The sequence below is a fragment of the Anaerocolumna sp. MB42-C2 genome (assembly GCF_030913705.1).
Taxonomy (GTDB): Bacteria; Bacillota; Clostridia; order Lachnospirales; family Lachnospiraceae; genus Anaerocolumna.
In genome coordinates this window covers 1,060,157-1,083,955 of sequence record NZ_CP133190.1, presented here as the reverse complement: position 1 = coordinate 1,083,955, position 23,799 = coordinate 1,060,157, and the positions used below count along the sequence as shown (strand labels likewise).

Sequence of the window (23,799 nt, the reverse complement as noted above, 5' to 3'; positions counted from 1 at the left end):
TCTCCATCCGGATTAAAAATTTAGAGAATACTATAATATCTGATGATTAACTTATGCTGTACGGTGATTTGATATAAGACAAGCCTAACACATTTTCCAAATATTATCAATAATATCTGCGCATTCTACATGTTTTTTGCATATTCTACATTGGTACTTATAAAGATCATGAATCACGGTCTTAAAGTTAGAAATGGGGGCCAATCCGGACAGTCCTCATTTTCAGGTCAAGGGAGATTTTACAACTCTCTTTTATTCTGGACATACAACTCAATATGTTACTATGGCGGTAAAAATTGCCCTTAATCGTAAAATAAAGGCCGGACTGGTCACAGATGGGAAGTGGGGAGTGAAGACAACGGAATCCGTAAATAAGTTTCGGAAATTAAATAAATGGAGTGCTAATGGAAAATTAGGCGCTACTGCTCTTAAGAGATTGTTAGAATAATATAAATACCCCGGTCAATGACTATGGTGTTCCAATTGACGGTAGGACACTACAATGACCGGGGTTCATTTTTATTTTATAATACCTTTAGCTATTAAATCATTTCTGTTGAAATATAAATTAAAAAAATCATCCACTCGGTATTGGATACCACCAGAAGTTTGAACTTCTCCAATAGTATAGAAATTAGAAATATCATCAAGAGTGTATACATTACCAGTGTCTGAGGTTAGAGTAATATATTGCTCATCCATATCCCAATCTACGGTTATTTGGTATTTGTCTTTTAATTCAGTTTCACCTATCCAGTTTGCGATAAAATCCTTATAGGCTTTTTCTGCACTGCTTTCTTCAGTGCTTTTATCTTTGTCGCTTGCACTGGCGGATCCTGATTTAAGTATTTCATTTATTCTTGCTTGTAATGCCGCATCATCTTCCGCCTTGCTTTCTTCAGTGTCATCTTCCCATGTAAATTTTGCATTAGGATCTAATGAATGCTGATTAATTGCATCAACGGTAGAATCATCCAATTCATATGATCCTGCATCGGAGAACATTTCAAAGTATTCGGGAGAACAATAATATTTTCCATTAATAGAAACGATATTACCGCTTAGAATACCGTCCATTAAACTATCTAAGTCGTCAGTACTATATTCCACCCAGTCTGAATAGTCTTTTGCCTTTACAGTTACGGCGCAGGTATATTTTTTCTTATTATATGTTGCTGTAATTGTGGCTTTACCTTTTGATTTTGCTGTTATTGTTCCCAATTTACTGACGGTAGCTACAGATTTTTTGTTAGAAGACCATGAAACTTTTTTGCCGCTTATTTTACTTAAGTTAAGCTTAAATGTAGAACCAACTTTCAGTGTTATTTTAGTTTTGTTTAACTTTACCGTAGCAGCCTGCGTTTGAGATGGAGCTAACGATAAAGTTAAGATGATAATTAAAAATAATGATAATATCCTTTTCATATATATACATCCTCCTATGTAAAATAATACCTATAGTATGGGGGAAATTACCTGATTTGTCAATACGAAACAAAAATGCCCCTTGCGCAATAGAGGAGCGCATGAGGCATTAAGGTATACATGCTAAACTGATAATATCGATATAGACACGTAATATAATTGTATTTAACATTGACTAGGCATCGATATAATATTTGATATATTTAACCATACAAATTCATTTATTTTTAGAGTGAACCCTTAAAATCAGTGAAATTAGAAAACATAAAAGACTAGGAACTAAAAAAAATAATCCATGAATCCAATAATAAACAGATAATGGCGTAGAGGCATACGGTGATGAATTCGTATAATAATCATAGTGGAGATAAAATAATCCACCTATAAATATTATCATCAATACAGTACCCACTATTAATAGAATTTTTACAAAAATAGATCTTGCCATTTGTTCTCCTTTGCTAGGACGAATTCTTTTTATTATCTTAACCCATTTTCTTCAAACCATCAATAATTTCAAAGGTCTATTGTGAAAGTTAACGAAGTAATAACGTCACATTATGTTATACAGTAGTATCATTCGCGTCGAATATATTTTGCATCTTCTTCTTCCCAGTTGCGCCCCATATTTTTTGAATGTTTTTTAATAAAAGCTTCAGACAATTCTTCAGCGGTTATATCATAACACATGAGTGCATCATTCATAAACATAAGGACATCCACAAATTCTTCAATAAAAGCCTCTCGAACTAATGAATCTGTCATAATAGCGTTTTCACCGCGCTTTTTTATTACAGATACAACCTCGCCAAGTTCCTCTACCATCCAAAGCAAACTGCTCCGACCATAGTTAGGAGTTAATGGTGTCCATTTACCTTTGTGTTTATCTTGAAGTTCTTTTTGCATATTCATTATTTCTGATAAAGTTAAATCAGCCATTGCTTACTACCTCCACAGTATATAAATGATTTTTCATTTGTTCTATAAAGCTATAGCGAATCAATAAATGTATTATACCACCAGGAAAAGATTATCTCTACCTATTTATTCCAATTTTATTAAAGTCATCCTTTTTACATATAAAAAGCCATAAAAATGCTTTTTAATGGATTACTTTTATTAACAAGTTTTAGTTTACTTAGTCAAATAATAGATATAAAATGATTTATAGCTATTATTAAACGGGAGGAGAGTATTTATGGAATACAGAAAAGCCACTTTACCTGATATTGATATATTAACTAATATGCGGGTTGAAATGCTTTGCGAGGAGAGAGCGTTATCAAATAGCCAAAGAAATCTAATGAAAGAAAATACAAAACAATTTTTAGTTGATGGAATGACAAATAAATCGCTTATATCCTGGATTGCTCTGAATAGTCAAAATATAGTGAGCATGGGATGTATTAATTTCTTTTCGTTTCCACCCAACGACTGGTGTCCTAATGGAAAAACTGCTTATATTGGTAATGTATATACTCTGCCTGATTTTAGAAGAAAAGGAATTGGTTCAAATATTGTTTCTCATCTTATAGAAGAAGCAAAGCAATATCAATGCCAACGAATCTTATTGAACACGACTGAAATGGGTAGGCCTCTTTACGAAATGCATGGCTTTGAAGATTCTTCTACGGCTATGGCTTTTTATCCTTTTGGTATAATGTAACGGGTCCACCTGCAATATCATTACTTTCTATGCTAATTTTCGAAGCCCCAATTTTAAGTCAAATGTTACGTTATTAATTACCTGTAACAAGTATGCGCAAATGTATATCCCCATTCATAAGTCATAAGCAGTACCAAATCTGCAATTCCGCCGATGGTTGGATAATCATGGGCCTGATATAAGAGTCCGACCTGTTCACCGGAGGTTTTGGGTGCCAGGGCAACGGTTAATATATACCCAGCCGGTTCCAAAGCATTTTTCATATTTCTGATAAAATTTATAAATAAATCTTTGTCCTCCGGCAAAACGAATTCAAAATCAATATCCACGCCTCGGTAACCCTTTTCACCTAATGTGGTTAATATATTTTGAATTAACTGGTTCTGTCCGGCTGTATTAACGAACATGGCATGTGCAAGTTCATTGCTGAAAGCACCTTTTGCATCCATGGGAGCTAGCACCATTAAAGAAGCTACCTCAAAGTCATCTGCAATTTGTATCAGCTCTTCATCATCAGGAGGAATTAGTTCTCCCTCTGGGGTAAAACCATAATTAAATATGGATAGATAAGTAAGGAAAGGCAAAGTCTTCCTAAGTACGGTCCTGTCAATAAATGGATAAGCGTAACCATTGATTATAAGGTTTCCAAGATTCTCATCCTTGCGGAACCGGATAACTACCAGTTGTCCGGGAACCAATCCTTCCGCTTCACTTATCCAGGGGTTATTTTGAAGAATCTGTGTGGGAGTAACATCATAGGCATTTGCAATCCCATACAATGTATCGCCGGCTACAACCGTATGTGTTACCTCTGTATATAAAACCACTATGCTTTGTCCGACCACTAAATTATCAGGGTTTGGCAGTTCATTATCTGTTATTAATCTATCCTGTGTCACGCCATATTGGTTTGCAATAGAGCCTAAGGTTTCACCCGGCTGAACGACATGAATATCCATAAAAACCTCTCATTTAGAGTAAACATTTATATTTAATATATGCGCATTATGCGGGGGTGTGATAGGACAGAGGTAAATTAAAAAATTCACTTATCAGTATAACCTTAATAGTAACAGAGCTGGTCCGAACTGACCTCCCCATGATACATTCTGAATATAAACTCTTCCCCTTAGGAGTAGCGGGTTAATTTTATGAAAAATCTTTATGGTTCTTACTTAAAAAAGTTTCTGATACTGCTGGAAAAATAATAGTGGTATTTTATTACTTACCACACCAATTATTAAAATTGGTATTTATTTTGATGCCGGTTTAATAAGCTTTTTTAACATCAAGAATTAAATTATATTTAAAACTTTCTCCATTCATGTAAATACCACTTATCGAAAAATTTAGCGATTTCTGAATTAGTTCCAAATCATCTCCGTAAAACAGGTCTTTTGAACTAATCAATCCCATATCTTGTTCAATATGTGTACCTTTAGCTGTGCCTTCAAAACTTAGAGAATTATTTAAAATAGTATCTACAAACCCGTCCTTATAAAAAAAGAATTTGGTATTACTATATTTAACATCGGATGGTTTTTCACCTTTAAAAGACAAATCTCCTCCAATAAATTTTTCTAAATTACCAGTTACAATAATTAATCCATTATTTATCGTTACAGCTTCATTTTCACCGCTAAAAGAATAGATTTCGATTTTTTCCTGTTTTTTTATATTTGATGTAATGAGGAATACTACGATTATTAAGGTAATTATTGCTAGTTTTTTTTTCATTATATTTACCGCCTACAAGATGTTTCCGAATAAACATTATTTTTTACATTATTTAAATAAATTCTCATATTATCTTCATCTTGCTTGTTATAGTAATAACCACAATGGTCTGCAACATGTATGGCAAGAAAGCTGAAAAGACCACTTGCATTAAATACCGTTTTCCACATGTTATTGTAATCACTGTCAGAATAAGTAAGCAAATATTGTTCATAAACCTCTGTCGGCAGAAATCGTTTAAAATATTTCCCTATTTTACCAGTTGAAACAGTAAAATCAGTGATGGTACCAATATACCATGCCACCATATTATGCAATTCCTCACGGACAACATTGTGAAACATCAGCATAGCATAAGGTAATTCATTACGAGCTATTCCTTTAGCAACATTTTGTAAGCACCACCAAAAATTATTGCAGCAAGACAAATAAAACAGTTCAAACGGTGGTTTAATGATATAGTCGTTTTCACTTGCTTTGGGAAATGGCGGCAAAATACCATCCTTATCCATCAATGCTGTACTCAAGCTATCATTTCCAATAAGCTCAAGTTTTTGAATTGGAATAAGAGTCAAGTCAAGACGATTACCATCTGTAAATAGCATCATCCAATTAAAATGCCCTTTACCGCTTGGATAACGCATTGCTTCAGGCATTTGCAGCATAAGCCTATCACCAAAAATATCTATCCAATTAATATCCGCAATAAACGTTTCAAACTTTTCAACTACATACACAATATCATAATCCTGATAAACATCCTTTGGGGCGTTTGGATTCGTACGCGAACCATTCATATTATACCACTATAAGCAGATTAAAACCACCATTTTATTCCAATTTCCAGCTTAATTCTTAAATCAACTGAATTATATAACTAATACCCATTTGTGAGAGTCACAATAGAACCGAAGTCTAATCTCTTTTGTTTGGCTGTCATACTGGACCGAGCAACTAAAAAGAACAGCATTAATTCCGGAATATTTCTCTGTTTTTTTGTTAGTTACATTTTCTATTTTACAGGTTTTAAGCACATGGTTTTCGTCTTCGATTCTTACATAAACAGGTCTGATATCTCCAATCGGATTAAATGCTGCCACAACATCGATACCGGTATTCATTTATAAAACACCTCTTCTCCTTCCGGTTTTAATTTTTCTTTGCTAATTCCGCCGCTCATGTGATCCATCTTATAAATTCCGTTTAAATAAGTTGCTCTCATGATGGAATGCTCTCCATATCTGAAACGAATAGTATCAATAGCCCTGTCAAGTTTTTCATATTTTTCGTATTTATCCATTGTAAATAAATCAAGCTGCCGGACATGGTCATTCTCAATAACTCTGCTGGTATGGATGCCAAGCTTTCGAATGGGGGTACCATCCCATAATTCATCAAATAATCGGCAGGATGCTTTGTGTATTTCGTTTGTTATATTAGTAGCCGTAAATAAAGTCATCTGATGAGAGACATATTTAAATTCAAAATTGACAATACTTACAGAAACTACAGAGGTTATCATATTATCTTTACGTAATCTGGTACATACAGTTTCTGCTAAAGAAAGTAAGACTAATTTAGCAATAGCAGCATTTTCCACATCAAAGGCAATAGTCGTTGAATTACCATATCCTTTATTAGCCGGAGCTTGCGGCTCTACGATTGATACATCGATACCGTTGGCAAAACACCAAATTACTTCACCATGGGACTTTAAATGTGACCGCAGCATAGTGACGTCTGCTTTTGCCAATTCTCCGATTGTTTTGATTCCTAATTTTAACAGAACTTTTGTAGTGGCTCTGCCTACATAAAATAATTCGGATACGGGTAAACGCCACATTTTTTCAATTTCATCCGGAAATAAAGTATGAACTAAATTCGGCTTCTTAAAGTCACCGGCCATTTTAGCCAGAAGTTTATTCGTGGATATCCCAATATTTACAGTAAATCCAAGTTCCCTATAAATACGATCTTTTATTATAGTGGCGGCTACAACTGGTGATCCAAATAAATAATCTGTTCCCGTCATATCGCAATAAGCCTCGTCAACACTATATTGCTCCACACAAGAAGAATATTCTTTTAATATCTCAATAAAAGATTTGGAGGATTTATCATATAAATCATAGTGAGGCTGTACCAATGTTAAATTAGGACATTTTATAAGTGCTTCATGGATCGATTCGCCAGTCTGTATCTTATATTTCTTCGCCGGGATTGATTTGGCAAGAATTATTCCATGTCTTTTTTCTACATCACCGCCTACAGCGGATGGTATTTCACGCAAATCAATTTTTTCCCCGAGTATTTTTAGTCTATAGACGGCTTCCCAACTCAAAAATGCGGAATTCACATCTACATGAAATATAATTTTGTCGAACATATGTTTACCTCCGTTGAAAATAATTATAACAAACAAATGTTCGAATGTAAACAAGTAATAATTGTAAAAGTTTATACAAAATTATCTAAAAAACCCCATGCTTTCCTAAAAAAAGCATGGGGCATATTTTGGATGATATATTTTTATTATTAATAGTTATTAAGGAAACAGCAAATTAACTTGACATGAACTTATCTTTATTCTCAATGTACCATTTGGGTATTAGCAGGTTGAAATTATCGTAATCACGAAATGCATTCTGACAGATACGTGTCATATTAGCAATCTCTTTTTCTCCGAATCTGGCTGCCCATTCTATGGAAAATAATGCACTGTGTGCAACATAAACTGCCTGAATTCTCCAGAAATCCAAAGGCGGTTCACCATCAAAATACCCAAATAATTGCCCTATTGAAAATGCAGTACTCAGGTCGACGTCACAACTTTGAAGCTTATAAAATTCCTCATAGCGGTCACCGCATTCCCAGCGGTTGAAATCATAGAATTTTATATCGTCCGACCATCCATAATTAATTTTTTCAATTTTTCTCCAGGATTTATATTGGGGGATATCAATTAATAATGAATTTTCCATGTTACACCTCGATTTATGAGAACATTAAAATAAATATCATTTGCTGCTGATAACTACGTTAAACAAGATAGTAGAAGAAGTATCAGGAAACCTGTTTATTTTGCGCCAGATTTAAACGTCTGTATAAGCCATCCTGATTCAGTAATTCATTATGGGTACCGCTTTGTACAATCATACCTTCTTCTAAAACCAGAATCAGATCGGCGTTTTGAATTGTGGAAAGTCTATGAGCTATAGCTACGATTGTTCTGGTACCTGCTAAATCATTAATTGCCTGCTGAATTTCCCGTTCCGTTTGGGCGTCTACGGAAGCGGTGGCTTCATCCAGAATTATAATAGGAGCTTTTCTTAAAATGGCACGGGCAATGGCAATTCTCTGCTTCTGGCCTCCGGACAAACGCATTCCCCGCTCGCCGACTTTCGTTTCATATTGATTTGGCATATCCATTATATTATCATGGATTCTGGCAGCTTTTGCCGCAGCTATGATTTCATCCATATCGGCACAAGGATTGGCGTATCCGATATTATCAGCTATGGTTCCGTTAAAAAGGAAAGTATCCTGAAGTACGGGAGCTATATTGGAACGTAAACTTTCCAAAGTAACTTTCTTAATATCTTTACCGTCAACTAAAACTCGTCCGCTTGTAGGGTCATAAAATCTGGATATCAGCTGAGTTAAAGTGGTTTTACCCACACCGGTGGGACCAACCAGTGCTATCATCTGCCCGGGTTTACAGTTGAAATTAATATCCTTTAAGACCGGTACATTATCTTCATAAGCAAAATCTACGGAATCAAAGGTAATACTGCCTTTTACTTCTTTTAAATCCTCTGCATTTTTTTCATTTTTTATATCTGTAGGTGTATCCAGAATTATCATAACACGTTCTGCACCGGCATAAGCCTGCTGTACATCTTCCAATAGCCTGGCAAGTCCGGATATGGGAGTATAAAACAGCGATAAGTACAATAAGAAGGCGACGATATCAGCTACGGATAATTCTCCCTGAAAAGCTAAAACACCGCCTACACCTACAACGATAACGGTTCCGGCAGAAGAAAGAAATTCAACCCCCGGATGAAATACGGCACTTAAATTCAGGGCATGCAGCATGGCCTTAGTAAAATGGCCGGCATGTTCCGTAACCTGAACCTGTTCATATTCTTCCTGGCAAAAGGCCTGAATTTCATGGATTCCGGAGAAATTATCCTGTAACTTTGAATTTAAATCTGCCAGTGCCTTTTGAGATACTTTAAAATTCGGACGGATTTTTGTCGCAAAAACCCAGCCGGAAAATAAAATCAACGGAACCGGAATACAGGTTAAAAGAGCTAATTTTACGTTAATGGTTAATAAGATAATCATAACACCTAAAACTGTAACTATGTTAGTTACCATTTCCGGTATGATATGGGCATATAATAATTCAAAAGTAGCAGTATCATTTATTACCCGGCTCATTAAATCCCCGGTCTGTTTGTCATGAAAAAAATTCATGGAGAATTCTTGTATATGCTGATATACTTTCACTCTGAGATCCTCAACCAGATTCCAGGCTGCTTTATGTGCCAGATAATTACTGAGATAGCGGAATAAAATCCGAAATAAATATAAGATGACTAATATAGCAGTTAATAAAAAAATCTTTTTTGAAGCTCCTTCGGAGGCACCTTTCTCTACAATTGCAGTCATGGATGATAGAATTTTAGGTGATGCCAGATTAAGGAATGTCAATGCCAAGGTGGAAATAATGGCTATGAAGTATAAGGTTTTATACTTTATAGCCTCTTTGCCAAGCCTCCATAGTAATTTCATTTTTGTATCCTCCCTCAAATGTCTTTTAACCAATTTTACCATATGTAACCTATTTTATGAAGTCTGGTATTAAAAAATAAAACTTTAGCAGGAATAATTTGTTGCCTGTGAACAGTAACATAATTTTAGCTTTACAATCGGAAAATGAAGTATGATATGAAATTTTAGGCACATACTAATTTGGACAAATTGAAAGGAGTGTGATTATTATGAAGAAACAAATGAAAAAAATTCCACATACCACACATCGAGTTCCCCTTAAGACCTGCCCGAGTCAGAATAACTTAATCAGAAACCAGACTATCTGCAAGTTAAATAAGGTAAAAAACAGCAGTAAAGCAGAAATATCAAAACAAATAAAACAACTTAACTGTGAATGGGATACAGAAAGAGTTATTGAAGTTCATGCAGCCTCGCTTATTCTTCTTAGTGCATTAATGGGAGTAAAAGGAGGTCGTTTCTGGTTCTGTTTGACCAGTATGGTGGGATTATTCTTATTAAACCATGGTTTATACGGATGGTGCCCAAGTTTACCGATTCTTAGAAAGATGGGTATTAGGACATCGGAAGAAATCAATATTGAAAAGACCGTTCTGAAAATGATTCGGGGAGATTTTACGAATGTTGGTACGGATGTAGTAGCAATGTATAATACGGTTGTCAAACAATAATAAAAGATAGCAAACAGATAAAATACATGGACTTACAGAAGGAATGTAGTTTAAATTTCCGGAATAAGATGTAAAACTTAAGCGGCAACATAACAAGCAATATATCTTAATCTGCAGTAAAACTTTTAAAACTTAAAGGAAATATAAGATTTTGCTGATATTAGAAATATAAATTACATTCTTCAGTAAGGAGAATTAATAGTAATAAATCTTAATTATCAATAATTTGTGCCATAAATTTATGCAAATCCGATAAAAGGCTGTAAGCATCAAAACTTTCCAATTTAGTAGCGCATATTAAGTCTTTCGGTATTTGATATGCTTTGTTTTTTAGCTCTCTTCCTTCACTGGATAACTGAATTAGAACATTACGTTCATCTGAAGTGCTTCGTGTTCTTTCAATATAACCTTGCTGTTCTAACTTTTTTAAAAGCGGGGTCAGTGTTCCGGAATCTAAATAAAGTCGTGCCCCAAGCTCTTTAACGGTAACTTTATCCTCTTCCCATAATGCTAAGAGAGTAATATATCCGGTATAAGTAAGACCCAGGGGATCCAGAATGGGTTTATATTTCCGGATAATTTCCTTGGAACAGACGTACAGGGCAAAGCAGAGTTGATTATCCAGTTTTAACATTTCATCTCCTGAATTATTAGTTATAGTAACCGTTTTGATCCTATCAGCTTGGTTATCACTCATATTAGTAGTATCCTTCCTCATTTTATCAAAATTAATGAATGCTTTTATTAGTATTAAATATATATATTTAAGGTTAACTTTCATGAAAAAATACATTTTAGCAATTAAATAGTAATAAAGATTTAAAAAAAAGTCAAGGAAGTATTGACAAAACAATATTAATTGAATACAATTAAATTGAAAACGATATATATATGGATTTGCTAAAATATATTTTAGTCATATAAGTTAAATGAATCAAACAAAATAAACATAAAAAGATATCAGGAGGAAAAAATATGAATATTTATGATTTTAAAGTAAAAGATGTTAAGGAAGAAGAAGTTTCACTGGAAAAATATAAGGGTAAAGTAGTTTTAATAATTAATTCTGCCACCAAGTGCGGTTTTACCCCTCAATATGATGAATTACAGGATTTATATGAAAAATATAAAGACAAGGATTTTATTATTTTAGATTTCCCATGTAATCAGTTTGGCAATCAGGCCCCGGGCAGTAATGAAGAAATATTAAGTTTTTGTGATGCAAAATTCGGTATTACATTTCCTATGTTTTCAAAAATTGAAGTAAATGGTGAAAATGCAGATCCATTGTATAAATTTTTAAAAAGTCAGAAAGGGTTTGCAGGTTTTGATGAAGATCATAAGTTAACTCCTGTTTTAAAGAATATGCTGTCTGAGGCGGATCCTGATTATGAAAAAGACCCCAGTATCAAGTGGAATTTTACTAAATTCTTAATTGATCGTAACGGTAATGTAACAGAAAGATTTGAGCCGACGGAACCCTTATTAGTGGTGGAAGAGAAAATAAAAGAATTACTTTAATCTGAATAGATGAGAATTAACTTGGTGCATTTAAACAAAAATACCATTAAAATTGAAAAAAAATTATGAAATATATAGGAAAATTGAAATCTTGTAAAGAATTAATTGACAAACAACTATTTGCCATTTATACTAGACCAATAAAGCAAAGGCGCTGTAGGACTAATACCTACAGCGCTTTTTTCTTTTTTACTTTAAAAAGGTATTTTCAAATTTAGAGCAAAAATGAACCAAGTGAGATCATCGGTATTAAAGGAGGGATGTAGTTTGGGTAATCTTTATTTATTATATTGCAGATGGAGGATGTCTAATTTAAAATAGTTTTTAAGCAAATAAAATATTATTTAATATGAAGTAACTAAATTATTAACAAATTGAATAAAACAAAACGCAAAGACGTGTATTTTGGAGGATAGTAAAGCCAAAGTATATGTTTTTTTTATTTGGGAGGGAAAAATTATGTACTCAGCAGAAAATACAATTTGGGTTTTAGTTGCCGCAGCACTTGTTTTCTTTATGCAGGCGGGATTTGCAATGGTAGAAACCGGATTTACAAGAGCAAAAAATGCCGGTAATATTATAATGAAAAATTTAATGGATTTTAGTTTAGGTACACCAATTTACTGGTTGTTAGGTTTCGGTATTATGTTTGGCGGGAGCAGCGCTTTGATCGGTGGTTTTGACCCTATGGTAAAAGGAGATTACTCCTCCATATTACCGGCCGGCGTTCCGCTTATGGCATTTTTAATTTTCCAGACAGTTTTCTGTGCAACAGCAGCAACCATTGTATCCGGTGCTATGGCTGAAAGAACGAAGTTCTCGGCTTATTGTATCTATAGTATGGTAATCAGTGCAATCATTTATCCGGTTTCCGGACATTGGATCTGGGGCGGGGGCTGGCTGGCACAATTAGGTTTCCATGATTTTGCCGGTTCTACCGCAGTTCATATGGTTGGTGGTGTAGCGGCGTTTATTGGGGCTAAAATCCTTGGACCACGAATCGGTAAGTATGATAAAAACGGAAAATCAAAAGCAATTCCGGGACACAGCTTAACACTTGGCGCTTTAGGTGTATTTATTTTATGGTTCTGCTGGTTTGGTTTTAACGGTGGATCAACCGTATCCGCTACCGGTGATGATGTTTTGGCTTCCATGGGTAACATATTTGTAACTACCAACATGGCAGCAGCGGTGGCAACGGTTACAGTAATGTGTATCACCTGGATTCGTTATAAAAAACCGGATGTATCCATGACTCTTAATGGTTCTCTTGCAGGTTTAGTTGCTATTACTGCAGGCTGTGATTTAGTAACACCTTTCGGAGCGGCTCTTATCGGAATTATTGCCGGATTTATTGTAGTATTTGGTATAGAATTTATAGATCAGAAATTAAAAATTGATGATCCGGTGGGTGCAGTTGGTGTTCATGGTTTATGCGGTGCTTCAGGTACGATAATGGTAGGTTTATTCGCACAGGAAGACGGTTTGTTTTATGGCGGCGGAGTATCCCTATTATTAACACAAATCCTTGGTGTTGTTGCTGTTATCGCATGGGTTACAGTAGCAATTACAATTACTTTCCAGATTATTAAACATACAATAGGACTCAGGGTATCCAAAGAAGAAGAAATCATGGGTCTTGATGTAAAAGAACATGGTTTAACAAGTGCATATGCTGATTTTATGCCTACAGTAGATGTAATTTCCGAATTTCAGAAAGTACCGGCTGAACAGGCTGTTCCTGTATCCAAAGTCGGCTATACAGAGTCAGAATCTGACGGAAGTAAACTTACAACCATTGTAATTATTGCAAAACAAAGTAAATTTGAAACCTTGAAACAAGCTATGAATGCCATTGGTGTTACTGGGATGACAGTTACCAATGTGCTTGGATGCGGTATACAAAAAGGAGCGACGGAATATTACCGCGGTGTTCCCCTGGAAATGAATCTTCTGCCAAAGGTTAAGGTGGAAATCACCGTATGCAATGTTCCGGTAGATCTTGTTATCAATGAGGCGAAAAAAGCCCTGTATACCGGAAATATCGGTGACGGCAAGATATTTGTATATGATGTTGAAAATGTTGTTAAAGTACGCACCGGTGAATCCGGTTGTGCTGCTCTGCAGGATGAAGATTAATGCCTTCTCTGGTAATTAAAGAGGTAGATTGTCACTAAAGTGACAGCGCGTCAGCGCTAGAGTCTGGCAGACTGAACGTTGGCTTGTATTTACCGGTTTTCGTTTGCCAGGTGTCAATAAGTGTTAATAGAAAACTTATTTTTTAAGTTTATATTAACACTTATTTTTCATTTAAGGATAATTCTACAAACTTCCCTTTAAAATAAAAAGCCCTACCGGGCAGGATGTACATGAGACACCAGAGGTGGATTGTCACTGAAATGACAACGCGTCAGCGCCAGAGTCTGGCATACCATACACTTTTTGAGGAGGGAGTACGATATCGGTTTTCCTTAAGGTACACGAGAAAGAGTTTATCATAACACAAAAGAGACAGAATGAATAAGTTTATAGTCAATTTAGTCAAAAAGATGCTTTATTGAGAAAAATTATTGACAATTCGATGTATTGAATAAATATTTATGAGATGATAGAATCTAACCTATAGAAATTGCATGCAGTCTATTTGACACAGGCGTCATTACTTGTTAAAGTGATGGCGCTTTTTTCGTGAAAGTATAATTTGCATTACTAATGATTCCGGATGAATGCGAATATGCACGCGAACCACAAAAAACCTGACATAATGTTTTTATTGGTTTATGTTTCAATTTTAATGATTAGGGTATAACGGGATTTATTTTAATGCTTCACTACTTAGAATATAGGATTCGTTTATGACAAAGGTGTTGATAGAGCGATCGGTGAAAACTGAGCCTCTATGAACACTTTTTTATTTCGTAGAATACCCTATGAAATTAAAGCACTCTGCTTCTAATTAATAACACTAAAAAATCAAACAAGGAGGAATAGGTTATGACAATGAGACAGCTGGCTATTTATGGCAAGGGAGGAATTGGTAAATCAACTACTACCCAGAATTTATGTGCAGGATTAGCAGAAATGGGTAACCACATCATGATTGTCGGATGTGATCCAAAAGCAGATTCAACAAGATTGGTTCTTGGGGGTCTGGCACAGAGAACAGTTCTTGATACACTTCGTGAAGAGGGGGATGACATCGACCTGGATGAAATTATGAAAACAGGTCCGGACGGAACCGTTTGTTCCAATATCAGGGGAGTGGAGTCCGGCGGACCGGAACCTGGTGTCGGATGCGCCGGCCGCGGTATCATTACTTCCATCAATCTTCTGGAACAATTAGGTGCCTATACGGACGATTTAGATTTTGTATTTTATGATGTATTGGGGGATGTTGTCTGCGGTGGTTTCGCAATGCCGATTCGCGAGGGTAAAGCACAGGAAATTTACATCGTTTGCTCAGGTGAAATGATGGCTCTGTATGCTGCAAACAATATTTCAAAAGGTATCAGAAAATATGCCACAACCGGAGGTGTTCGACTTGGTGGTTTGATCTGTAATTCACGTAAAGTTGATAACGAGAGAGAATTGGTAGAACAGGTAGCAGCAAAAATCGGTACCCAGATGGTACATTTTGTACCCCGCGATAACGCAGTACAGCATGCAGAAAATCAAAAGAAAACAGTTATTGAATGTACGCCGGATGTACCGCAGGCAGATGAATACAGAGCGTTGTCCAAGAAAGTATTAAACAATACCATGCTTGTAATTCCTAATCCGATGAATATAGAAGAACTGGAAACTATTCTTCAGGAATATGGTGCATTGGATTAATTATCTTAAAAAAATAAAGGAGGAAAAAAATATGTATTTGATCAGAGCTATAATAAGACCGGAAAAGACAAATGTTGTTCTGGAGGAATTGATGTCAGCAGGTTTTCCGGCTGTAACGAAAATGGATGTTTTCGGACGTGGTAAACAAAAAGGTGTTAAGATCGGAAATATTTATTATGATGAAATTCCTAAGGAAATGCTTTTGATCGTATGTAAAGAAGAAGATAAAGACGATTTGGTTAAAATTATTATGAAATATGCGAGAACAGGTGAGAATGGTAATTTTGGTGACGGACGTATCTTCGTTTCACCCGTGGAAGAAGCCTATACAGTCAGTACGAAAAAGAAAGAATTATAGGGGGTGCTTTAGGTTGAAAGAAATTTTAGCTTTTATCCGAATGAATAAGATTAATCAGACGAAACAGGCGCTCCTTGAAGCCGGCTACCCGGCAATGACCTGCAGAAATTGCATGGGAAGAGGAAAACAGATTTTTAATATGGAACTTGTGGATGCAATTGCACCAGATAGTCTGCCTCTTGCAAAAAGTGAAAACCTTCTGGAAGCTATCCGGTTATTCCCGAAAAGATATATCAATATGTTTGTCCAGAATGAAGATGTTAATAAAATTATTAATATTATAATGGACGTGAACAGCACGGGTAACCCGGGAGACGGCAAAATCTTTGTCCTCCCCGTAATGGAATCACTTCGTGTTCGGGATGGTTCCCTGCAAAGTGACAATGATTCATATTAGCAGCTGGTTGTTTATAAAGAACCTGCAGGCGAAAAAGAGAATACCTCAAAGTAAAATTAATATATTAACCAGCCAGTTAATCAAATTTTTAAGAGTATTCTCATTAATATTATAACACAAATCAGATGATAAGCAATGTCACATTTTCCGAATTTTTAATAACGGATATTAAGTATTTTATTGAGAAATTCCACATTTATGAAGAAAGAAAATGATATTTAAATAAAATGATACAAGGAGGTCGAGATCATGAGTGATATAAGAGAGCTGGTACTTGAAAAGTACAGTGCTAAAGTATATAGAAACAGAAAACAGCATGTAATCACCGTTGGTGAAACAGAATCGAATGAAGTGCTTGCTAACGTTCGTACAATTCCCGGTATTATTACACAGCGCGGCTGTTGTTTTGCAGGCTGCAAGGGTGTTGTACTTGGACCGATGGGAGATAATGCAATTATTGTTCATGGACCAATCGGATGTTCCTTTTATACCTGGGGTACCAGAAGACATAAAAATACCGCCAATGATAAAAATGGAGAACATGCGGACTGTTATCTGGAATATTGTTTTTCTACCGATATGCAGGAGTCTAACATTGTATTCGGCGGAGAGAAAAAATTAAAAAAAGCGATTGAAGAGTGTATGGCAATATTCCATCCCAAATTAATCTCCATATGTTCAACCTGTCCGGTAGGACTCATAGGTGATGACATTCATGCAGTTGCTAAATGGGCCCAGGACGAATATGAGGGGTTAAAGTGTATTGCATTCTCCTGTGAGGGATATAAGGGAGTCAGCCAGTCGGCAGGACATCATATTGCTTCAAACCAGTTAATCCGTTATATTGTCGGAACAGGTACAACCAAACCGAAAGCAAAATATACCGTGAATGTATTGGGAGAATACAACATCGGAGGTGACGGATGGGAAACCGAAAGACTGTTAAAACGATGCGGGATTGAAGTGGTATCAACTTTTACCGGCGGCGGAAGTTACAGGGATATTAAAAATGCGCATTTGGCGGACCTGAATCTGGTTCAGTGCCACAGATCCATCAATTACGTTGCGGAAATGATGAAAGACAAATATGGTATGGACTGGATCAAAGTTAATTTTATCGGTATTGAAGCAACAAAAGAATCTTTAAGGGAAATCGCTGCATATTTTGATGATCCCGAATTAACTAAGACAGTAGAAGAAGTAATAACCGATGAATGTACAATGATAGAAGAAGATATAGAGTTTTACAGAAACAAGTTAAAAGGCAAAACCGCTGCTATTTATGTAGGGGGATCCCGTTCCCACCATTATCAGCTCCTGATGATGGATCTAGGTATGAAGACAGTGCTGGCTGGATATGAATTCGCCCACAGGGATGATTACGAAGGCCGTGAAGTAATTCCTAATATTAAGCCGGATGCAGATTCCAAGAACATTGAAAATCTGACGATGGAACCGGATTCGCTGCTTTACCGCACTGACCGGATACCGGAAGAGAGAAGGCAAAAGCTGGAAGGAGAGGGTAAGCTGAATTATTACGGCGGTATGTTTAAGGATATGGAAAACGGCTCTATTATTACCGATGACTTAAACCATTTTGAAACAGAGGAGTTTGTGAATGCCTTAAAACCGGATGTATTCTTCTCCGGTATTAAAGATAAATTTGTGATCCAGAAAGGCGGACGTTTATCCAGACAGATACACTCTTATGATTATCAGGGACCGTATTCCTGTTTTCAGGGAGCAGTTAATTTTGCACATGATTTAACAATGGGCCTTTATACTCCGGCATGGAGCTTTATGAAAGCACCCTGGAAAACCGTACCTACCTTAAACGGAGAATTAGGAGGTGAAGTGTAATGTTAAATTATACTACTAAGGAAGTTATAGCAGATAGAGACTCGTTAGTTATTAACCCTTGTAAGACCTGCCAGCCGGTTGGTGCCATGTATGCTGCATTGGGAGTACACGCTTGTCTTCCTCACAGCCATGGTTCCCAGGGATGTGCAGCTTTTCACAGAATGTACTTGACCAGACATTTTAAAGATCCGATTCAGGCATCGACCAGTTCCTTTACAGAGGGTGCATCAGTATTTGGCGGTGGTTCCAACTTAAAGACGGCGGCAAAAAATATTATGGATATCTATAATCCTGATATTATAGCCGTGCACACCACTTGTCTGTCGGAGACAATCGGTGATGACCTCAATGCTCTGCTAACGGATATCACACCGACACTTCCGGAAGGAAAATATATTGTACATTGCAATACACCCAGTTACTCGGGATCTCATATAAACGGTTTTTTTAATATGGTAAACGGATTCTTAAAATATCTCGTTAAGCCGGCGACGAAAGCCAACGGAAAGCTTGCTATCTTTCCGGGCTGGGGAAATCCGGGAGATTATGCAGAGCTAAAGAGATTATTAAATCTTATGCAGGTCCCTTTTATCATGCTTCCGGATACGGACGGAGTAGTTGATACACCGTTAACAGGTACCTATGAGATGTATCCCGCAGGAGGCACCAAAATTTCTGATATTCAGGATATGGGTAATTGCAAGGCCTCACTTGGACTTGGAACAACAATTTCCACGCCATGTGTCAACTTCTTTGAAAAGAGTACAAAAATTAAAGGTGATGTATTGCCATACCCAATGGGAATACAGGCATCGGATGATTTTATCATGAAGCTTCAGGCCGTGTCCGGTACAGAGGTTCCTAAGGAAATTGAATATGAAAGAGGTCAGCTGGTTGATATGATGACGGATACCCACCAGTATACTTATGAAAAGAAAGCCGCCATTTATGGTGACCCGGATACGGTTCTTGGCATTATGCAGTTTTGTCTGGAACTTGGTATGATTCCAAAGTATTGTATTACAGGTACACCTAGTGAGTTTTTTGAAAGTGAAGGAAAGGCGTTACTTACAAAATACGGTGTGGAGGGATGTACGGTTCAGGCAGCGACACAGTTAAATACAACGACGGACCTATTCCTGCTACATCAATGGATTAAAAATGATCCGGTTGATATTCTGCTAGGAGGAACACACGGTAAATATATTGCCCGTGCGGAAGATATACCGCTTGTTAGAATGGGATTTCCCATTATTGACCGCTATGTTCATTATCACATGCCTTTGGTCGGATACCGGGGTGCGATTCATATGTTAGATAAAATCACAAATGCCCTTATGGATTATCAGGACAGTCATTGTGATGAAAAAGATGTTGAAATGGTTATGTAGTTTATAAACTTTAGGCAGGTGATAGTATGTGAAAGCGCATAATGGTACCTGCTTAAAGATTATACAGGAAAAGATAGGGGTGATAAGTATGAATGATAATACTGTTGTTAATAATAGTTCGGTTTTGGAAGAGAGAAAACAGTTTATTTTGTTTAAGAGCGAGGGTGGCTGCAGCGGAGACGGAAGCGGTATTCGCTGTGATACGTCTTCCGTCTCCGGTTCGGTAAGCCAGAGGGCCTGTGTATATTGCGGAGCCAGGGTAGTTCTAAATCCTATAACAGATGCTTTTCATATCGTCCATGGGCCGATTGGATGTGCAAGTTATACCTGGGATATCCGAGGAAGTCTCTCCAGTGGAGATGACTTATACCGAAACAGCTTTTCAACGGATTTAAGAGAAAGAGATGTTATATTCGGCGGAGCGGAAAAACTTACGGCGGCTATTGAAGAAGTTGCAGAAAGCTATAATCCCAAGGTTATTTTTATCTATGCAACCTGCATAGTAGGTGTTATAGGAGATGATGTGGACGCTGTCTGCAAACAGATGTCATTAAAATATCATGTCCCTGTTATTCCTGTTAAATCTGCAGGATTTTCGGGAAATAAATCCACCGGTTATAAAATGGCTTGTAATGCCATTATGGAAGTACTGTTGCCACATAAAACGGAGCATAAAATACAGGGAGTCAATATTCTGGGAGATTTTAATCTGGCCGGTGAGATGTGGATCATTAAAAACTATTTAACAAAGATGGGAATACCCGTAGTCTCAACTTTTACCGGTGATGCAAGCTACGATAATATGATAAAAGCCCCGCAGGCAGTACTGAATATAGTCCAATGCGCAGGCTCCAGCACATATCTTGCGGCACGTATGGAGGAAGAATTCAAAATACCGTATATTAAAGTCAGCTTCTTTGGTATTGAAGATACATCCTCCTCTTTGGTCAGAATAGCCGATGCGCTGGGAGATCAGAAAGCAAGAAAAAAAGCAGAAGAGTTCTGTATGGAAGAAGCGAATAAAGCAGAAGAATTTTTAAAAGTCTACCGGCCTAAGTTAAAAGGAAAAAAGGCTGCTGTTTATGTAGGCGGCGGATTCAAAGCAATATCATTAATAAAACAGTTTAATTATATGGGAATGAAAACGGTTGTTGTTGGTACCCAGACAGGAAAAAAGGATGAATACGAGATCATAGAACAGCTTGCAGATTCGGATACGGTGATACTGGATGATGCCAATCCGGCAGAGTTAGAAAAATTTATGAAAGAAAAAGGGGCGGATATTTTAGTAGGGGGAGTGAAAGAAAGGCCCCTAGCATATAAACTGGGAATTGCCTTTTGCGACCATAACCATGAAAGAAAGCATCCTTTAGCAGGATTTGAGGGTATTTATAATTTTACAAGGGAGATAAATCAAAGTATTAACAGCCCGGTATGGCAATACTTAAGATCTCAGAAATCAGGTGATGTGTATGAAAACAACAATAAGACCATTAGTGAATCTTAATACTAATCCATGTAAAATGTGTATGCCACTGGGGGCAGTAACCGCACTGTATGGAATTCATGGGTGTATGTCAATTTTGCATGGTTCCCAGGGCTGCAGCACATATATAAGGCGTCATATGGCTACGCATTATAATGAACCGGTAGATATAGCATCTTCTTCCCTCACTGAGAATGGTACTATTTATGGCGGAGAGGTCAATTTGAAAAAGGGTTTGAAAAATCTAATTGATATTTATAGGCCAAGTGTTGTAGGAGTGCCCACCACGTGTCTGGCGGAGACTATTGGTGAGGATGTACCGAGAATCATCAATAATTTTTATGATGAAAATCCTGAGTATAAAGATGTGGTAATCATCCCGGTTAACTCGGCAGGATATGGCGGGACCCAGTTTGAGGGTTATTTTAAGGCACTGTACCATATTGTTTCCCGTTTATCAATGGAGAGTAAACCGAATAAAAAAATAAATGTTATTACTTCGTATATCAGTGCAGCGGATACCAGATTTTTAAAAGAGGTTTTCTCACTTTTTGGATTGGATATTATTCTTTTACCGGATTTATCGGATAATCTGGATGGAGGTTTTAAGGAAAACTATAACAAACTCCCCGAGGGCGGTACCCCTATAGAAGAAATAAGGAAAATGGCCGGTGCGGCAGTTACATTGGAATTGTGTAATATGGAGCTTACGGAATCTCCCGGAAAATATCTGGAACAAGAATATGGGGTTCCCTATAAAAGATTAAATCTGCCCACAGGCCTTAGGGATACGGATTTCTTTTATGAGGAACTGGCCCGATTATCCGGCAGGGAAATTCCGGAAGAGATAAAGAAACAAAGGAGTCGTTATCTGGACAGTATGATAGACAGCCATAAATATAATTCAGAAGGAAGAGCGGTTGTTTTTGGAGAACCGGATCAAATCATATCTATCGTACGTCTCTGTCGGGAAAATGGTATCGTTCCCATCTCGGTAGCAACGGGCTCCACCTGTCCGAATCTTGCCCGTTATGTGGAAAGAGAAATACAAAAAGTCGCGGAAAACTATCTGATATCGGATTATGAAATAAAAGATGATACAGACTTTAAGGAAATCGAATCTATGGCAGTGAGCCACAAGGCCAATATTTTAATTGGTAACTCAGACGGCAGGAGGATAGAGCATAGTCTTGGAATCCCGCTCATCAGACGGGGATTTCCCATTCATGACCGCGTGGGAGGCCAGAGGTTAAGGCTTTTGGGATATGAGGGCACACTGACTCTTTTAGATGAGATAACCAATGCGATTCTAAGCCGGAAAGAAACCGGATTTCGGGAGGAAGTGTACAATAAATATTATAAAGGAACCGAAATTGATACTAATACGGTTCAGGCTCCGGATAAAGGTAAAATCGCCGCAGAGTTTATTTTGGACCGGCGAAGAGAAGAACTGCATAAGAAAACAGAAAGTCATCCATGTTATAACTGCGCTGCCCATAAGTATGCCAGGATTCATCTTCCCGTCGCACCCAGATGTAATGTTCAATGTAATTATTGTGTCAGAAAATTTGACTGCCCCAATGAAAGTAGACCCGGAGTAACAACTAGTGTGCTGACTCCGGAAGAAGCTTTCCTGCGTTACAAAAAAGTAAAAGAAAAGATGCAAAATCTTACCGTTGTTGGTATTGCAGGACCGGGGGATGCACTTGCCAACTGGGAAGAGACAAAACATACCCTGGAACTAATACGGAAATATGATGAAAAAGTAACTTTTTGCCTTTCCACCAATGGGTTAATGCTTCCCGCATATGCAGAAGAGCTGGTTAAACTGAGAGTATCCCACATAACCGTTACCATAAATGCGGTGGATCCCCATATTGCCGGACAGATATACAAGTACATCTATTATATGGGAAAAAGATATGAGGGAGATGCTGCAGGCGGAATTATGGTGTCCAACCAGCTGAATGGTCTGAGAATCCTGATTGCACATGGTGTTGTTTGTAAGGTTAATATTGTAACATTAAAAGGAATTAATGATACTCATATTCCTGAAATTGTGCAGACGGTAAAGGACATCGGTGGTTTCATTACCAATATTATGCCCCATATCAGTGTGGAGGGAAGTGTATTTGAAAAGCTGCCCAAGTTAAATGAAAAAGAACTGGAACAAATAAGACAGCAATGCAGCGGCATATTAAAACAAATGTATCATTGCAAGCAGTGCAGAGCAGACGCGGTGGGTACCCTGGATGAGGATAAATCAATCGATATATATGGATTTCAGGATAACGAATCCTTAAGTAAAGCAAATAAAAACTACCGCTTTGCAGTAGCGTCGAAAAACGGCAGCCTGGTCGATTTGCATTTCGGTCATGCCAAAGAATTTTATATCTATGAGTACAAGGACGGAGAAGCTAATTTACTGGAAATCAGAAGTGTTGATAAATACTGCGGCGGAAACAGTGAATGTCAGGAGGAATCAGATAAAATAGAACGTATGATCACTTCTGTAAAAGATTGCCATGGAGTCCTATCCATGAGGATAGGAGAAAATCCTAAAAATAAATTAAGGGAACATGGTATCAAAGTTATTACAACTTACGACAGGGTAACGGACGCAGTGGTAAAAGCTGCGGAAAATTATTAAATC

Annotated in this window: 22 protein-coding genes; 12 read left to right on the top strand and 10 right to left on the bottom strand. The window is 37.0% G+C overall.

Going from position 1 to position 23,799, the window contains the following annotated elements:
• Positions 1 to 193 precede the first annotated feature (193 nt).
• Positions 194 to 448 (top strand): hypothetical protein, encoded by a 255-nt coding sequence (locus tag RBU59_RS04825; protein ID WP_308146745.1) that lies wholly within the window; start codon positions 194 to 196, stop codon positions 446 to 448.
• A gap of 71 nt (positions 449 to 519) precedes the next feature.
• On the opposite strand, the gene RBU59_RS04820 is transcribed toward RBU59_RS04825, so the two are convergent.
• Entirely contained in the window at positions 520 to 1,425 is a 906-nt protein-coding gene (locus RBU59_RS04820) for an Ig-like domain-containing protein (protein ID WP_308146744.1), read from the bottom strand.
• Positions 1,426 to 2,001: 576 nt separating this feature from the next.
• Positions 2,002 to 2,364 carry a dATP/dGTP pyrophosphohydrolase domain-containing protein gene (locus RBU59_RS04815; RefSeq protein ID WP_308146743.1) on the bottom strand — a complete coding sequence of 121 codons (363 nt, stop codon included), beginning with the start codon at positions 2,362 to 2,364 and terminating at the stop codon, positions 2,002 to 2,004.
• A 259-nt stretch (positions 2,365 to 2,623) separates the two neighbouring features.
• On the opposite strand from RBU59_RS04815, the gene RBU59_RS04810 reads away from it, so the two are divergent.
• Positions 2,624 to 3,091, top strand: coding sequence for a GNAT family N-acetyltransferase (locus RBU59_RS04810; protein ID WP_308146742.1), 468 nt, complete (start codon positions 2,624 to 2,626; stop codon positions 3,089 to 3,091).
• 77 nt (positions 3,092 to 3,168) lie between these two features.
• Here the strand turns inward: RBU59_RS04810 and RBU59_RS04805 are convergent, their stop codons facing one another.
• The 7 genes from RBU59_RS04805 to RBU59_RS04775 form a co-directional block, all read right to left on the bottom strand.
• Positions 3,169 to 4,050, bottom strand: a complete 882-nt coding sequence (locus RBU59_RS04805) for a LysM peptidoglycan-binding domain-containing protein (RefSeq protein WP_308146741.1) — start codon at positions 4,048 to 4,050, stop codon at positions 3,169 to 3,171.
• A 310-nt stretch (positions 4,051 to 4,360) separates the two neighbouring features.
• Positions 4,361 to 4,828, bottom strand: coding sequence for a hypothetical protein (locus RBU59_RS04800; protein ID WP_308146740.1), 468 nt, complete (start codon positions 4,826 to 4,828; stop codon positions 4,361 to 4,363).
• A gap of 5 nt (positions 4,829 to 4,833) precedes the next feature.
• Complete coding sequence (locus tag RBU59_RS04795; RefSeq protein ID WP_308146739.1) at positions 4,834 to 5,625, bottom strand: aminoglycoside 6-adenylyltransferase; 792 nt, start codon at positions 5,623 to 5,625, stop codon at positions 4,834 to 4,836.
• 72 nt (positions 5,626 to 5,697) lie between these two features.
• Complete coding sequence (locus RBU59_RS04790; protein WP_308146738.1) at positions 5,698 to 5,949, bottom strand: hypothetical protein; 252 nt, start codon at positions 5,947 to 5,949, stop codon at positions 5,698 to 5,700.
• Entirely contained in the window at positions 5,946 to 7,214 is a 1,269-nt protein-coding gene (locus RBU59_RS04785; RefSeq protein ID WP_308146737.1) for a DNA polymerase Y family protein, read from the bottom strand. Before RBU59_RS04785 ends, RBU59_RS04790 begins: the two co-directional genes overlap by 4 nt.
• 175 nt (positions 7,215 to 7,389) lie before the next feature.
• Entirely contained in the window at positions 7,390 to 7,809 is a 420-nt protein-coding gene (locus tag RBU59_RS04780; protein WP_308146736.1) for a hypothetical protein, read from the bottom strand.
• Between the two features lie 82 nt (positions 7,810 to 7,891).
• The gene (locus RBU59_RS04775; RefSeq protein ID WP_308146735.1) at positions 7,892 to 9,628 is read right to left on the bottom strand and encodes an ABC transporter ATP-binding protein; all 1,737 of its coding nucleotides are present in this window, start codon (positions 9,626 to 9,628) and stop codon (positions 7,892 to 7,894) included.
• 209 nt (positions 9,629 to 9,837) lie between these two features.
• On the opposite strand from RBU59_RS04775, the gene RBU59_RS04770 reads away from it, so the two are divergent.
• Complete coding sequence (locus RBU59_RS04770) at positions 9,838 to 10,299, top strand: YgaP family membrane protein (RefSeq protein WP_308146734.1); 462 nt, start codon at positions 9,838 to 9,840, stop codon at positions 10,297 to 10,299.
• Positions 10,300 to 10,510: 211 nt separating this feature from the next.
• Here the strand turns inward: RBU59_RS04770 and RBU59_RS04765 are convergent, their stop codons facing one another.
• Positions 10,511 to 10,996 carry a MarR family winged helix-turn-helix transcriptional regulator gene (locus RBU59_RS04765; RefSeq protein WP_308146733.1) on the bottom strand — a complete coding sequence of 162 codons (486 nt, stop codon included), beginning with the start codon at positions 10,994 to 10,996 and terminating at the stop codon, positions 10,511 to 10,513.
• A gap of 278 nt (positions 10,997 to 11,274) precedes the next feature.
• Between RBU59_RS04765 and RBU59_RS04760 the strand changes: the two genes are divergently transcribed.
• The 9 genes from RBU59_RS04760 to nifB all read left to right on the top strand — a co-directional run bounded on the left by RBU59_RS04760 (position 11,275) and on the right by nifB (position 23,796).
• A complete protein-coding gene (locus RBU59_RS04760) occupies positions 11,275 to 11,820 on the top strand; it encodes a glutathione peroxidase (RefSeq protein WP_308146732.1) in 546 nt (181 codons plus the stop codon).
• 459 nt (positions 11,821 to 12,279) lie between these two features.
• Positions 12,280 to 13,959, top strand: a complete 1,680-nt coding sequence (locus tag RBU59_RS04755; RefSeq protein WP_308146731.1) for an ammonium transporter — start codon at positions 12,280 to 12,282, stop codon at positions 13,957 to 13,959.
• Between the two features lie 861 nt (positions 13,960 to 14,820).
• A complete protein-coding gene (nifH, locus tag RBU59_RS04750; protein ID WP_308148544.1) occupies positions 14,821 to 15,654 on the top strand; it encodes a nitrogenase iron protein in 834 nt (277 codons plus the stop codon).
• A gap of 31 nt (positions 15,655 to 15,685) precedes the next feature.
• On the top strand, positions 15,686 to 16,012 hold the full coding sequence (locus RBU59_RS04745; protein WP_308146730.1) for a P-II family nitrogen regulator: 327 nt from the start codon (positions 15,686 to 15,688) through the stop codon (positions 16,010 to 16,012).
• Positions 16,013 to 16,025: 13 nt separating this feature from the next.
• Positions 16,026 to 16,409: a P-II family nitrogen regulator gene (locus RBU59_RS04740; protein WP_308146729.1), complete on the top strand. Its 384-nt coding sequence runs from the start codon at positions 16,026 to 16,028 to the stop codon at positions 16,407 to 16,409.
• A 249-nt stretch (positions 16,410 to 16,658) separates the two neighbouring features.
• Positions 16,659 to 18,269, top strand: coding sequence for a nitrogenase component I subunit alpha (locus RBU59_RS04735; RefSeq protein ID WP_308146728.1), 1,611 nt, complete (start codon positions 16,659 to 16,661; stop codon positions 18,267 to 18,269).
• Complete coding sequence (nifK, locus tag RBU59_RS04730; RefSeq protein WP_308146727.1) at positions 18,269 to 19,660, top strand: nitrogenase molybdenum-iron protein subunit beta; 1,392 nt, start codon at positions 18,269 to 18,271, stop codon at positions 19,658 to 19,660. Before RBU59_RS04735 ends, nifK begins: the two co-directional genes overlap by 1 nt.
• An 88-nt stretch (positions 19,661 to 19,748) precedes the next feature.
• Positions 19,749 to 21,167, top strand: coding sequence for a nitrogenase iron-molybdenum cofactor biosynthesis protein NifE (gene nifE / locus RBU59_RS04725; RefSeq protein WP_308146726.1), 1,419 nt, complete (start codon positions 19,749 to 19,751; stop codon positions 21,165 to 21,167).
• Entirely contained in the window at positions 21,133 to 23,796 is a 2,664-nt protein-coding gene (gene nifB, locus RBU59_RS04720) for a nitrogenase cofactor biosynthesis protein NifB (protein ID WP_308146725.1), read from the top strand. Before nifE ends, nifB begins: the two co-directional genes overlap by 35 nt.
• The last annotated feature ends 3 nt before the right edge of the window (positions 23,797 to 23,799 follow it).

What these genes read in the sequence shown, in the direction of transcription:
- RBU59_RS04825 (WP_308146745.1), top strand. Translation starts at nt 194, where the DNA reads ATGGGGGCCAATCCGGACAGTCCTCATTTTCAGGTCAAGGGAGATTTT.
- RBU59_RS04820 (WP_308146744.1), bottom strand. Translation starts at nt 1,425, where the DNA reads ATGAAAAGGATATTATCATTATTTTTAATTATCATCTTAACTTTATCG.
- RBU59_RS04815 (WP_308146743.1), bottom strand. Translation starts at nt 2,364, where the DNA reads ATGGCTGATTTAACTTTATCAGAAATAATGAATATGCAAAAAGAACTT.
- RBU59_RS04810 (WP_308146742.1), top strand. Translation starts at nt 2,624, where the DNA reads ATGGAATACAGAAAAGCCACTTTACCTGATATTGATATATTAACTAAT.
- RBU59_RS04805 (WP_308146741.1), bottom strand. Translation starts at nt 4,050, where the DNA reads ATGGATATTCATGTCGTTCAGCCGGGTGAAACCTTAGGCTCTATTGCA.
- RBU59_RS04800 (WP_308146740.1), bottom strand. Translation starts at nt 4,828, where the DNA reads ATGAAAAAAAAACTAGCAATAATTACCTTAATAATCGTAGTATTCCTC.
- RBU59_RS04795 (WP_308146739.1), bottom strand. Translation starts at nt 5,625, where the DNA reads ATGAATGGTTCGCGTACGAATCCAAACGCCCCAAAGGATGTTTATCAG.
- RBU59_RS04790 (WP_308146738.1), bottom strand. Translation starts at nt 5,949, where the DNA reads ATGAATACCGGTATCGATGTTGTGGCAGCATTTAATCCGATTGGAGAT.
- RBU59_RS04785 (WP_308146737.1), bottom strand. Translation starts at nt 7,214, where the DNA reads ATGTTCGACAAAATTATATTTCATGTAGATGTGAATTCCGCATTTTTG.
- RBU59_RS04780 (WP_308146736.1), bottom strand. Translation starts at nt 7,809, where the DNA reads ATGGAAAATTCATTATTAATTGATATCCCCCAATATAAATCCTGGAGA.
- RBU59_RS04775 (WP_308146735.1), bottom strand. Translation starts at nt 9,628, where the DNA reads ATGAAATTACTATGGAGGCTTGGCAAAGAGGCTATAAAGTATAAAACC.
- RBU59_RS04770 (WP_308146734.1), top strand. Translation starts at nt 9,838, where the DNA reads ATGAAGAAACAAATGAAAAAAATTCCACATACCACACATCGAGTTCCC.
- RBU59_RS04765 (WP_308146733.1), bottom strand. Translation starts at nt 10,996, where the DNA reads ATGAGTGATAACCAAGCTGATAGGATCAAAACGGTTACTATAACTAAT.
- RBU59_RS04760 (WP_308146732.1), top strand. Translation starts at nt 11,275, where the DNA reads ATGAATATTTATGATTTTAAAGTAAAAGATGTTAAGGAAGAAGAAGTT.
- RBU59_RS04755 (WP_308146731.1), top strand. Translation starts at nt 12,280, where the DNA reads ATGTACTCAGCAGAAAATACAATTTGGGTTTTAGTTGCCGCAGCACTT.
- nifH (WP_308148544.1), top strand. Translation starts at nt 14,821, where the DNA reads ATGAGACAGCTGGCTATTTATGGCAAGGGAGGAATTGGTAAATCAACT.
- RBU59_RS04745 (WP_308146730.1), top strand. Translation starts at nt 15,686, where the DNA reads ATGTATTTGATCAGAGCTATAATAAGACCGGAAAAGACAAATGTTGTT.
- RBU59_RS04735 (WP_308146728.1), top strand. Translation starts at nt 16,659, where the DNA reads ATGAGTGATATAAGAGAGCTGGTACTTGAAAAGTACAGTGCTAAAGTA.
- nifK (WP_308146727.1), top strand. Translation starts at nt 18,269, where the DNA reads ATGTTAAATTATACTACTAAGGAAGTTATAGCAGATAGAGACTCGTTA.
- nifE (WP_308146726.1), top strand. Translation starts at nt 19,749, where the DNA reads ATGAATGATAATACTGTTGTTAATAATAGTTCGGTTTTGGAAGAGAGA.
- nifB (WP_308146725.1), top strand. Translation starts at nt 21,133, where the DNA reads ATGAAAACAACAATAAGACCATTAGTGAATCTTAATACTAATCCATGT.